We start from the raw sequence: 11649 nt of genomic DNA, 5'->3' as shown, positions 1-11649 counted from the left end.
TACCGACTCCTTAGAAAAATTCATGTCCCATGGACTCCAATAGACGTCTAGCCGCTACTGATGGCGCCATGGTTCCCTGATTTACTTGTGCAACTAAGCTTGGTAGAAGCGCTTGAACCGCCTCATTACTACGAAATGCGTTTTTAAGTCCTGCATCAATCCGATCCCACATCCAAGCGCCCGCTTGTTGCTTGCGGCGTGAATCAAATTTTCCATTCGCTCTTTGGAGATGTTGAAAATGGGCAATCTTGTCCCACAGCTCGGGAATACCTTTACCCTCAAGCGCACTCAAGGTCATCACCGTTGGATGCCAAAATGCTTCGTTATGCGAAGCGTGATCAGGATTGCCCTGAAAGCCTAATAAGCGCAGAGAGCTTGTGATAAATAGCTGGGCGCGCATTGCAGCATCTGGATCAAGATCCACTTTATTGATCACAATCAGATCGGCAATTTCCATCACACCTTTTTTAATGGCTTGGAGATCGTCGCCCGCATTAGGTAGCTGAAGAAGTAAAAATAGATCAGTCATGCCTGCTACCGCAATTTCACTTTGGCCAACGCCAACGGTTTCTACGATGATGATGTCAAAGCCCGCTGCCTCAGCCACCAGCATAGCTTCCCGTGTTTTTTCAGCTACGCCACCCAAAGTGAGGGAGGATGGACTAGGTCTAATAAAAGCATTCTCTAGAACTGATAGGCGCTCCATACGGGTTTTATCACCCAAGATCGATCCGCCCGACAAACTAGATGATGGATCTATTGCCAGCACTGCAACGCGATGGCCCTTTTCAATTAAATAGAGTCCAAGCGTTTCAATTAGAGTAGATTTACCAACCCCTGGAACTCCAGAGATACCCAATCGAAAAGACTTGCCAGTTTTAGGCAGCAGCGTATTGAGGACGTCGTCAGCTCGCTTGCGATGATCCAGGCGTGTTGATTCAAGTAGCGTGATGACTTTCGCCAATGCACGTCGCTGTTTAAGCGATGGCGCATCAGTGAGATCACTCACCAAAGCAAGATCAGCAGATTCGAGCATACTCAGCAGTCCCTTAGGTTTTATTAAACCGGTTTGACTGATTTACGAATTTGCTCCAACACATCCTTAGCGGAAGCCGGGATCGGGGTACCTGGTCCATAAATACCTTTTACGCCTACTTCATATAGGAACTCATAGTCTTGCCTTGGAATGACTCCACCAACGAAAACGATGATGTCATCAGAGCCCTGTTTCTTCAGCTCAGCAATGATTGCCGGCACCAAAGTCTTGTGACCAGCAGCTAGAGTGGATACACCAAGCGCATGTACGTCATTCTCAATCGCCTGCCGGGCACACTCTTCGGGCGTTTGAAACAAGGGTCCAATGTCAACGTCAAAGCCCAAGTCTGCATAGGCGGTTGCAACCACCTTAGCGCCGCGATCGTGACCATCTTGACCTAACTTAGCAATCATCACACGTGGGCGACGTCCAAAATCTTTAGCAAAGTCAGCGATTTCAGTTTGTAATTTTGCCCAGCCTTCCGCTGAGTCATAAGCAGCTGCATACACTCCGGTCACCTTTTGAGTATCGGCGCGATGGCGCCCGTAAACTTTTTCCAATGCATCTGAGACTTCACCAACAGTGGCGCGTAAACGAATCGCATTTACAGATAATTCCAATAAGTTACCAGTGTTCTCTTCCGCAGCTTTTGTCAGCGCCTCTAATGCAGCCTCTACTTTTTTACTATCGCGTTTCTGTTTTATATCTTTTAAGCGAGCCACCTGACCTTCACGAACTTTATCGTTATCGATCATCAAGACATCGACCAGATCTTCTTTGCCCAACTTGTACTTGTTCACGCCAACGATGACGTCAGAGCCAGAATCAATTTTGGCTTGCTTTTCAGCAGCTGCAGCTTCGATCTTTAACTTGGCCCAGCCACTTTCCACCGCCTTAGTCATGCCACCCATGGCATCAACTTCTTGAATGATTTCCCAGGCTTTATCTGCCATCTCTTGAGTCAAGTTTTCCATCATGTAAGAACCCGCCCATGGATCAATCACGCTAGTGATATGGGTTTCCTCCTGCAGAATTAACTGGGTATTGCGAGCAATGCGGCTTGAAAATTCTGAAGGCAATGCAATTGCTTCATCTAATGAATTGGTGTGCAGAGATTGTGTGCCACCAAATACAGCAGCCATCGCCTCTACGGTAGTTCTGACCACGTTGTTGTATGGGTCCTGTTCAGTCAATGACCATCCAGAAGTTTGACAGTGCGTACGCAACATCAATGACTTTGGATTTTTTGGCTCAAATGATTTCATAATCCGCCACCACAGCAATCGCGCGGCGCGCAGCTTAGCAACTTCTAAGTAAAAGTTCATGCCAATCGCAAAGAAGAACGAGAGTCGCCCCGCAAAGCCATCTACATCTAGACCTTTTGCTAGAGCTGTTTTGACATACTCCTTACCGTCGGCCAATGTAAAGGCTAGCTCTAATACCTGATTCGCACCTGCCTCTTGCATGTGATAACCCGAAATCGAAATCGAGTTAAATTTCGGCATATGCTTTGCGGTGTACTCAATAATGTCGCCAATAATGCGCATTGAAGGTTCTGGTGGATAGATATACGTATTACGCACCATGAACTCTTTCAGAATATCGTTCTGAATTGTTCCTGATAAGAGCTCTTGCTTAACGCCCTGCTCTTCGCCGGCTACGATATAACCTGCTAAGACAGGTAATACAGCACCGTTCATAGTCATGGATACGGATACTTTGTCGAGCGGTATGCCATCAAACAATATCTTCATATCTTCTACTGAATCAATCGCAACTCCTGCCTTACCAACGTCACCGGTGACGCGCGGATGATCGGAGTCATAACCCCGGTGCGTTGCCAAGTCAAAAGCTACAGAAACTCCTTGACCGCCCGCATCCAATGCTTTGCGATAAAAGGCATTGGATTCTTCAGCAGTTGAAAAGCCTGCGTATTGACGAATCGTCCAAGGGCGAACGGAATACATTGTTGCCTGAGGGCCGCGCACAAATGGCTCAAATCCAGGAAGAGTATCTGTGTAATTGAGTCCTTCAGTATCTGAAGATGTGTATAGGGCCTTTAAATGAATACCATCTGGCGTATTCCACCCTAGTTTGTCTACATCTCCATTGGGAGCTGATTTCTGCGCTGATTTTTTCCACGCATCCAAATTGGACTCTGGAAATGATGGCCACGCGTTACTAGATGAATTTTTCTTTTCCGAACTCACTAAGCACCCCCTGAATAGATTTGTTGCATTGCATATAAGATTTGCTAATTCTGCTTGACTATTTGTAATTTGTCTAGCTATCATGTATTCATAATTATGAATACAAAACTGAATAATCGTCCACTTTATGAAGATGTAGCCGATCGACTTCGTGAGCAGATATTTAACAAGCAAATAGCTCCTGGAAGTTGGCTAGATGAACAAGGCCTGGCTGAACAATTCGGGATTAGTCGCACACCCATGCGTGAAGCAATCAAAGTATTGGCATCAGAAGGTCTAGTAACGATCAAAATGCGCCGCGGTGCATATGTAACTGAAGTAGCCAGAAAAGATTTGGAGCAGATTTTTACAATCCTCTCCCTGCTTGAAGGTGAAGCAGCCAGGGAAACAGCGACTAAAGCCACCGAGGAAGAGTTAAACCAGCTCGACTATTGGCATCACCGCCTTGAAAAAGCAGCGGCAGATAGAGATATAGAGCAATTCTTTGAAATTAATGGCAAATTTCATGAATTAATACAAGAAATTGCTGGAAATCGATGGATGAATGGCGTTATTGCCGATTTGCGAAAAGTACTAAAACTGCATCGCAGGGATTCCCTAACCAGTACTGGAAGACTACAAAATTCTCTTATCGAGCATCGTGGAATTCTGAATGCCCTATTAAAACGAGATCAAGTGGCAGCTGAAAAGGCTATGCGAAACCATCTAGCTAGAGGGCTTGAAGCACTTCGCTAAAATAAAAACTCTATAAATAATAAAGGCTTAGAAGAATCTTCTAAGCCTTTATATTATGTACTACTAAACCGAAATTATTTCTTGACAACAAAGTTTCCCGGCAAGGAAGCAACATAAGCTGCGATATCGTGTAAGTCCGCATCTGAGAATGCTTGAACTTGAGCGCCCATTACGGCATTGTTGCGGCCATATTTAGCATTACCGTCACCTACTTTGTATGCCTTTAAGGCGTAGTAGATGTAATCAGGATATTGACCGGCTAATTTAGGGTACACGGGCATGATGGGTGCATTTAAACCAGCACCATGACAGGCTACGCAATTGGCCTTTTCAACCAATGCCTGACCTTTATCAACGCTGGATGCACTGGCCACGTTAACGAGTCCAATGCTTGAGAGTAAAACTGCTGTAACTAGTGCAAATTTCATAAACGTGCCTCTATCACTTCAATGGGTTGCTAGGTGAGCTGGCAGTTTGCGCAGCATAGTATTCGCCGATGTCTGCCATATCTTGGTCAGAAAGGCTAGCAGCAATAGAACGCATCGTAGGATGCTTTCTTTCGCCTTTTTTATATTCAGCCAAGGCTGTAGCAATGTAAGCAGCATTTTGGCCGCCTAGCATCGGAACTCGATAAACCAAGGGATAGTCAGCACGGTAGTCAGGAATGGAGTGGCAACCAGTACAAAGCCAAACTTTGCCATTTCCGGCAGCAGCACTACCTTTAACCTCGTCAGCCTGTGCGGCAAATCCAGCAAACACCAAACCGGCGCAGATGAGCAATTTAGAAATAATTGAGAGTTTTTTCATAGAAATCAGTTTAATAAGTTTGATTTAAATCAATCACGGAGAGTATAGCGGAGAGCTGCTCTCTTAACCATTGTTTGCCGATTCCGGACCCCAAAAACAGCAGAAATACTGAAAAATAGGGGCTATTTACCTATACTTGAACATCCATTAATTGATCTTTTGATTGCCTCTAAATGACAAGACCTTCACCCAATCCTTCAAGCCGCTTTGACGGCAGTCAAAGTTATGTCGCTACAGATGACTTAAAACTGGCTGTTAATGCTGCCATTGCACTCCAGCGGCCACTACTCATTAAAGGGGAGCCAGGAACAGGCAAAACGATGTTGGCTGAAGAGGTGGCTGCAGCTCTCCAAATGCCCCTTTTGCAGTGGCACATTAAATCCACTACCAAAGCACAACAAGGTTTGTATGAATACGATGCGGTGAGTCGCTTACGTGACTCCCAGCTTGGTGATGAAAAAGTCAAAGATATTCGCAACTACATTGTCAAAGGCGTCTTATGGCAAGCCTTTGAAGCGGATGAGCCCACTGTCCTACTAATTGATGAGATCGATAAAGCAGATATCGAGTTTCCAAATGACCTCTTACGTGAAATTGACCGGATGGAGTTTTATGTCTACGAAACTCGTGAGTTAATTAAGGCAAAGCATCGTCCCCTCGTGATCATCACCTCCAATAATGAAAAAGAATTGCCGGATGCCTTTTTGCGTCGTTGCTTCTTTCATTACATCACCTTTCCCGATGCCAATACGATGCAAAGCATCGTTGATGTTCATCATCCCAACATCAAACAAGATCTATTGGAAGCTGCGCTGAAAGCTTTTTATCAAATACGCTCTCTGCCAGGGATCAAGAAGAAGCCCTCTACTTCTGAATTAATAGACTGGCTCAAGCTATTGCTCGCAGAGGATATTCCCCCAGAGGCGCTTTATAGCCAAGATGAAAAGATTGTGGTTCCACCATTGCATGGTGCTCTACTAAAAAATGAGCAGGATATCCATTTGTTTGAGCGCTTAGTGATGATGAATCGCAATCACCGCTAATACAGACTCCTAAGCGCACTCGATGTTAATTCCATTTTTCCTGAATCTGAAAGGGGCCAAAGTGCCTGTTTCGGTGAGGGAGTTTTTAACGCTCTTAGAAGCATTAAAGTCTGGGGTAATCAATCCCTCCATAGATGAGTTTTATCAACTCTCCCGAATGACCTTAGTTAAAGATGAGCAACACTTTGATCGCTTTGATCAGGTGTTTGGTAGCTACTTTAATGGCGTAGAAAAAGTCATTGCCCTCTCTCCCGACATTCCAATGGACTGGCTAGAAAAGAAATTACAGCGAGTACTAACGGATGAAGAAAAAGCAGCACTCCAAAAACTGGGTGGCCCAGAAGCACTTCAGAAACGTCTTGAAGCGCTGTTAAAAGAGCAAAAAGAATGGCATGGGGGTGGGAATAAATGGATTGGTGCTGGAGGCTCCTCAGCATTTGGCCATAGCGGCTATCACCCTGAAGGAATTCGGATTGGCGGTGAAAGCGCCGGCAATCGAACCGCCATTAAAGTCTGGGAAGCGCGAGAATTTAAAGATTACGACAGCGATCTTGCCCTAGGCACGCGCAATATCAAAGTAGCCTTACGTCGTTTACGTCGCTTTGCGCGAGAAGGATCTGTTTTAGAGCTTGATTTAGATAAAACAATTCACTCTACTGCCGCCAATGCAGGAATGCTAGATATCAAGATGCGACCTGAACGTCATAATCAAGTCAAAGTTCTGCTTCTAATGGATGTTGGTGGATCGATGGATGACCATATCAAGCAGATTGGCGAATTGTTCTCCGCTGCCAAGGCAGAATTTAAACATCTTGAGTCTTACTATTTCCATAACTGCGTGTACGAGAATTTATGGCAAAGCAATCGTCGCCGTAGAGATCAGGTAACTGCAACTCAAGACATCATTCATAAATATGGTCCCGACTACAAACTGATCTTCGTAGGGGATGCCACGATGTCACCCTATGAAATTCTGAGCCCCAATGGCTCAGTTGAATATAACAACCAGGAAGCTGGTGCTGTTTGGATAAATCGACTGCTAGACCACTTTCCTCATTTTGCATGGCTCAATCCAGAGCCAGAGTCTATTTGGGAATACCGTCAATCTATCGACATTATGAAAAACCTCATGAAAGACCGTATGTATCCTGTGACCCTAAGTGGTCTTGAGAGTGCCATGCGTCAACTATCGAAATAATTTGCCAGTAAGATTCTGATATTTACATTTTTCCATTGATTGAAATAACACTATGAGCAATATTAGCGAGCGCCTTAAAACCCTTGGCATTGATTTACCACCGCCTGGACCTCCTGCAGCAGCCTATGTCATGGCGGCAACTACTGGTAAAACCGTTTTTTTGTCAGGCCACATTGCTAAACGTGATGGTAAGCCCTGGGTGGGAAAGCTCGGCAAGGATATGGATACCGACACTGGTAAAGCAGCTGCGCGCGCTATCGCGATTGATTTGCTCTCAACACTACAAAATCATTTAGGCTCTTTGGATAAAGTAAAGCGCATTGTCAAAGTGATGGGACTGGTGAACTCTACTAACGAGTACACAGAACAACACCTTGTAGTGAACGGTTGCTCTGAATTGTTATTTGAGGTCTTTGGTGATGCTGGAAAACATGCTCGTAGTGCCTTTGGTGTAGCTCAGATCCCTTTGGGAGCGTGTGTAGAAATCGAATTGATTGCTGAGATTTAAGCCATTAATTATTTGCTTATCCCAAGTTTCTGGATGTCCATCTCTGTATCAACATCCAGAATAAATGCATCATGCGTTGTCTCAAAAATATCGATCAAGTTGGGATTTTGATCCATAAACGTACGACACGTCATCTCTGGCTTCGATAGTATTGTCTCAACTACATTTCTTGAGAACAAGACCGGATTGCCACGCTGCCCACCCACTTGAGGCATGACCATTTCATGGTCGGTCTTTCGATTAGTAAAGCGCTCAAGTAAAAGCATGAGCTCTCTAGAACGAATATTCGGTTGATCGCAAAGACATACTGCTAAAACATCAAAGTGACTTTGCAATGACTCAAGACCAAGTCGCACCGAGGATCCTTGACCTCTATCTGGATTTGGATTGTGAATCACACGTATTGACTGACTTAACAGCGTGCTTTTTTTGGCTAACTCAGCATCAATAGCCTGATTATGAAAACCAGTCACCACCACTAACTCAATCGGATTTAAATCTCTTACTTCAGAAAAAAAGTTCTCTAAGAGCGTTTTTCCATCCTTTTTTAGCAGGGCTTTGGGTATAGACCCCATACGACTTCCCTCGCCTGCCGCTAAAAGAATGATGGCTAGACGAAGATCTAATTTCGGGGATGCACCTATATTGCTCATTAAGGTGATAATAAATAAGAAATTCAAAAGAGAACAAATAAAAGACTTAGCATGAATAGCACCGACCTCAGCGTCCTCAAATCCGCAGTGAGCTGGCTTAAATCCGGCCATCAAGTAGCCATTGCTACCGTAGTACAAACTTGGGGCTCAGCTCCTCGCCCCATTGGTTCATGGCTTGCAATCCGTCAAGATGGTCAAGTAGCGGGATCCGTATCTGGCGGGTGTGTTGAGGACGACCTAATCAATCGCGTACAAACTGAAATTCTGACTCGACGTAATCCTGAGATGGTGGTTTATGGTGTGAGCCAAGAAGAAGCAGCTCGGTTCGGCCTTCCCTGTGGCGGAACTTTGCGTTTGCTGGTAGAGCCCAAGCCAGAATTAGCCATTCTGGAAAAATTACTGGACTCTATTAGCTCTCATCAAGTGATGAGGCGCACCGTCACCATTGCGAATGGCAAATCGACTTTAAGAGCAGGTAATCGCAATGACGAGTTTTCATGCTCAGATACCGAGATGCAAACAACTTATGGCCCACGTTGGCGCATGGTCATCATCGGCGCAGGTCAACTTTCTTTATATACCGCCGACTTTGCCCTGGCCTCCGACTTTGAAGTGATCGTGATCGATCCACGTGAAGAGTATGCAGAAGGACTAAACCGTACAGATGTGACCTTCATTAAAGGCATGCCTGATGACGTATTACTTGAGATTGGCGTTGATCCTCATACAGCGGTGGTAGCCCTCACACATGATCCGAAGTTGGATGATATGGCCCTCATGGAGGCACTAAAGTCTTCCGCCTTTTATGTTGGCGCCCTGGGGAGCCGAAAAAATACTCAAAAGCGCAAAGAACGACTACTAGAGTTTGATGTCAGCAGAGACGAAGTGGAAAAACTATATGGCCCAGTTGGCCTCTCTATTGGCGCACTCACTCCACCAGAAATCGCAGTATCGATTCTGGCGGAAGTGATTGCCGTTAAATATGGTGTTGCTGTAGCAAAGAAAATCTAATTAGCTTGCTTTGAGCTTGCCGTCTTTTAGGCGTGGCTCTACAAAGTGGCCTTTGCGTGCTCGATTACCCGCAAATGACTTCAATGTTTTTGCATCCAAACTCAATTCAGTTGGCTTCCCTGCGCGACCCGCCCCTGAATAGGTGGCGCCATTAGGCCCTACAGCGATAGCGGAGGCTAAGGACTCTTTCTCATCTAAGCCCATTAAAATCACGCCTTTGCCGCCAGTAGGCAAACGCTTAAGCTCATCTAATGGGAAAACAAGTAACTTAGAGGCCTCAGACAGACAAGCTACTTGCTTCATACCAAGCTGTACCTTGCTTGCACCTAAAGGTGCATCACCAGGATGTTTTGCATCAACACTGATAAACGATTTACCAGCTTTATTGCGAGTGCTCATGTCCGATACATTCGCTAAGAAGCCATAACCTGCTTTAGTAGAAAGCAAGACCAGATCATCTGGTTGACCAGCGTAATAGGCCACCATTTGCGATCCAGCAGCTAAATTGACAAAGCTAGTTAATGGTGAGCCATCACCGCGGGCGCCAGGTAGCTCGCTGACAGGTACCGTATAAACACGTCCATCACTACCAAAGCCCTGAATAACGTCAACGGTGCGAACCTCAAAGGTTGCATACATCGCATCACCCGCTTTGAAGCTAAATTGGGTTGCATCGTGCTCATGAGCTTGGCGAACACGTACCCAACCCTTTTGTGAAACGATGACAGTTACTGGTTCATCAATGACTTTAGTTTCTGCAACAGCACGCTTATCTTCCTGAATCAAGGTGCGACGATCATCGCCAAAATCCTTGATGTCGGATTCAATTTCTTTAATGATGCGTTTACGTAAAACAGCGTCACTTTGCAGTAAGCCTTCAAGATCATCGCGCTCCGTCTGGAGCGATTTAAGCTCTTGCTCAATCTTGATACCTTCTAAACGAGCCAATTGGCGCAAGCGAATGTCCAGAATGTCTTCAGCCTGACGATCTGTGAGCTTGAACTCTTTGATCAAATCGACTTTGGGCTCATCGCTATTGCGAATAATCTTAATTACCTTATCAATATTGAGAAGAACGGTTAAACGCCCCTCCAAAATATGCATCCGGTCTTTTACTTTACCGAGGCGGAACTGGGTACGACGTGTCACCGTAGCAACTCTGAACTCAACCCACTCAGAAATAATTTCCTTTAAGCCCTTTTGACGCGGACGACCATCATTGCCAATCATCACCAAATTCATTGGGGCATTTGACTCAAGCGAAGTATGAGCTAACAAGAGATTTACAAACTCATTGACATCAATGTTCTTGCTCTTTGGCTCAAACACCAACCGCACAGCAGCATCCTTACTGGATTCATCTCGTACACCATCGAGCACGTTCAAGATAGTCGATTTGAGATTATTTTGCTCCGGGGTTAAGGTCTTCTTACCAACTCTTACCTTAGGATTGGTGATCTCTTCGATCTCTTGTAAAACCCGTTGTGATGAAGTTGCTGGTGGCAGTTCATTGACAACAATTTGCCATTGACCACGTGCTAATTCCTCTACAGACCAACGGGCACGGACTTTGACGCTACCACGTCCTGTTTCATAAATTTGGGCAATTTCCGCTGAAGAGGAAATAATTTGGCCACCACCCGGATAGTCAGGACCAGGCATGATTTCCAGTAAATCTGCGGTGGATAGCTTTGGTGATTTCATCAAAGCGATTGCAGCAGAAGCTACTTCACGCAAGTTATGTGAAGGAATCTCGGTAGCCATTCCGACAGCAATACCTGAAGCGCCGTTGAGCAGCACAAAGGGCAAGCGGGCCGGCAATAACTTTGGCTCTTGAAATGAGCCATCATAGTTCGGAGCAAAATCGACCGTACCCTCATCAATTTCGCTGAGAAGTAATCCAGCGATCTTTGTTAAGCGTGCTTCGGTATAACGCATTGCAGCTGCACCATCACCATCACGGGAACCGAAGTTTCCTTGACCGTCAATTAAGGGGTAGCGCAGTGAGAAGCTTTGTGCCAAGCGTACCAAGGCGTCATAGGCGGATTGGTCGCCATGGGGATGAAATTTACCTAAAACGTCGCCAACAACACGAGCACTTTTTACTGGTTTAGCGTCTGCACGTAAACCCATCTCACTCATGGAATACAAAATTCGGCGTTGAACTGGTTTTTGACCATCAGCCACTTCAGGCAATGCACGCCCCTTCACTACGCTGATGGCGTAATCTAGATAAGCGCGCTCTGCATAAACAGCGAGGGTCAAGCTATCCTTGTCGTCTTCGTTCAAATCCATCGTCTTAGGATCGTGGGGATCATTTGGACCTTGGGGGGAGATTGAAGAGCCCTGTTTGGCTTGGGCAGGCGCCTCTTCTACCTCAACAATTTCGATCTCATCGACTGGAGATGCAAATAAATCTGCTTGCTCAGCAGCGGTTTTATTACCGGG

General features: G+C 45.5%; 11 protein-coding genes. 5 read left to right on the top strand and 6 right to left on the bottom strand.

Annotated features, from left to right (window positions below; translation table 11 throughout):
• Positions 1 to 10 precede the first annotated feature (10 nt).
• A complete protein-coding gene (meaB, locus tag A9236_RS04800) occupies positions 11 to 1036 on the bottom strand; it encodes a methylmalonyl Co-A mutase-associated GTPase MeaB (RefSeq protein ID WP_071465739.1) in 1026 nt (341 codons plus the stop codon).
• A 23-nt stretch (positions 1037 to 1059) separates the two neighbouring features.
• Positions 1060 to 3246 (bottom strand): methylmalonyl-CoA mutase, encoded by a 2187-nt coding sequence (gene scpA, locus A9236_RS04795; RefSeq protein ID WP_071465738.1) that lies wholly within the window; start codon positions 3244 to 3246, stop codon positions 1060 to 1062.
• Positions 3247 to 3342: 96 nt separating this feature from the next.
• Between scpA and A9236_RS04790 the strand changes: the two genes are divergently transcribed.
• Positions 3343 to 3981: a GntR family transcriptional regulator gene (locus A9236_RS04790; protein ID WP_071465737.1), complete on the top strand. Its 639-nt coding sequence runs from the start codon at positions 3343 to 3345 to the stop codon at positions 3979 to 3981.
• Positions 3982 to 4055: 74 nt separating this feature from the next.
• Here A9236_RS04790 and A9236_RS04785 read toward each other — a convergent pair whose 3' ends face one another.
• A complete protein-coding gene (locus A9236_RS04785) occupies positions 4056 to 4409 on the bottom strand; it encodes a cytochrome c (RefSeq protein WP_071465736.1) in 354 nt (117 codons plus the stop codon).
• Positions 4410 to 4422: 13 nt separating this feature from the next.
• Positions 4423 to 4788 carry a cytochrome c gene (locus A9236_RS04780; RefSeq protein WP_236638701.1) on the bottom strand — a complete coding sequence of 122 codons (366 nt, stop codon included), beginning with the start codon at positions 4786 to 4788 and terminating at the stop codon, positions 4423 to 4425.
• A gap of 173 nt (positions 4789 to 4961) precedes the next feature.
• Here A9236_RS04780 and A9236_RS04775 point away from each other — a divergent pair, with 173 nt between their 5' ends.
• Genes A9236_RS04775 through A9236_RS04765 form a run of 3 tightly spaced genes read left to right on the top strand, consistent with a single transcriptional unit; the run spans position 4962 to position 7537 of the window.
• Positions 4962 to 5831 carry a MoxR family ATPase gene (locus A9236_RS04775; RefSeq protein ID WP_071465735.1) on the top strand — a complete coding sequence of 290 codons (870 nt, stop codon included), beginning with the start codon at positions 4962 to 4964 and terminating at the stop codon, positions 5829 to 5831.
• A 22-nt stretch (positions 5832 to 5853) separates the two neighbouring features.
• Positions 5854 to 7029, top strand: coding sequence for a VWA domain-containing protein (locus tag A9236_RS04770; protein WP_071465734.1), 1176 nt, complete (start codon positions 5854 to 5856; stop codon positions 7027 to 7029).
• 52 nt (positions 7030 to 7081) lie between these two features.
• Entirely contained in the window at positions 7082 to 7537 is a 456-nt protein-coding gene (locus A9236_RS04765; protein ID WP_071465733.1) for a RidA family protein, read from the top strand.
• Between the two features lie 8 nt (positions 7538 to 7545).
• Here A9236_RS04765 and A9236_RS04760 read toward each other — a convergent pair whose 3' ends face one another.
• The gene (locus A9236_RS04760; protein WP_143070580.1) at positions 7546 to 8190 is read right to left on the bottom strand and encodes an NTP transferase domain-containing protein; all 645 of its coding nucleotides are present in this window, start codon (positions 8188 to 8190) and stop codon (positions 7546 to 7548) included.
• Between the two features lie 51 nt (positions 8191 to 8241).
• On the opposite strand from A9236_RS04760, the gene A9236_RS04755 reads away from it, so the two are divergent.
• A complete protein-coding gene (locus tag A9236_RS04755; protein ID WP_071465732.1) occupies positions 8242 to 9201 on the top strand; it encodes an XdhC family protein in 960 nt (319 codons plus the stop codon).
• Here A9236_RS04755 and parC read toward each other — a convergent pair whose 3' ends face one another.
• Positions 9202 to 11496, bottom strand: a complete 2295-nt coding sequence (gene parC / locus A9236_RS04750) for a DNA topoisomerase IV subunit A (RefSeq protein WP_071465953.1) — start codon at positions 11494 to 11496, stop codon at positions 9202 to 9204.
• Between the last annotated feature and the right edge of the window lie 153 nt (positions 11497 to 11649).

Origin of the sequence: Polynucleobacter sp. QLW-P1DATA-2, from assembly GCF_001870365.1 — a bacterium.
Lineage (GTDB): Bacteria > Pseudomonadota > Gammaproteobacteria > Burkholderiales > Burkholderiaceae > Polynucleobacter.
This window is presented reverse-complemented; position numbering and strand designations above follow the sequence as displayed.

Bases quoted from the DNA above. Each gene is read 5' to 3' on its own strand.
- meaB (WP_071465739.1), bottom strand. From the start codon at position 1,036: ATGCTCGAATCTGCTGATCTTGCTTTGGTGAGTGATCTCACTGATGCG.
- A9236_RS04790 (WP_071465737.1), top strand. From the start codon at position 3,343: ATGAATACAAAACTGAATAATCGTCCACTTTATGAAGATGTAGCCGAT.
- A9236_RS04785 (WP_071465736.1), bottom strand. From the start codon at position 4,409: ATGAAATTTGCACTAGTTACAGCAGTTTTACTCTCAAGCATTGGACTC.
- A9236_RS04780 (WP_236638701.1), bottom strand. From the start codon at position 4,788: ATGAAAAAACTCTCAATTATTTCTAAATTGCTCATCTGCGCCGGTTTG.
- A9236_RS04775 (WP_071465735.1), top strand. From the start codon at position 4,962: ATGACAAGACCTTCACCCAATCCTTCAAGCCGCTTTGACGGCAGTCAA.
- A9236_RS04770 (WP_071465734.1), top strand. From the start codon at position 5,854: ATGTTAATTCCATTTTTCCTGAATCTGAAAGGGGCCAAAGTGCCTGTT.
- A9236_RS04765 (WP_071465733.1), top strand. From the start codon at position 7,082: ATGAGCAATATTAGCGAGCGCCTTAAAACCCTTGGCATTGATTTACCA.
- A9236_RS04760 (WP_143070580.1), bottom strand. From the start codon at position 8,190: ATGAGCAATATAGGTGCATCCCCGAAATTAGATCTTCGTCTAGCCATC.
- A9236_RS04755 (WP_071465732.1), top strand. From the start codon at position 8,242: ATGAATAGCACCGACCTCAGCGTCCTCAAATCCGCAGTGAGCTGGCTT.
- parC (WP_071465953.1), bottom strand. From the start codon at position 11,496: ATGGATTTGAACGAAGACGACAAGGATAGCTTGACCCTCGCTGTTTAT.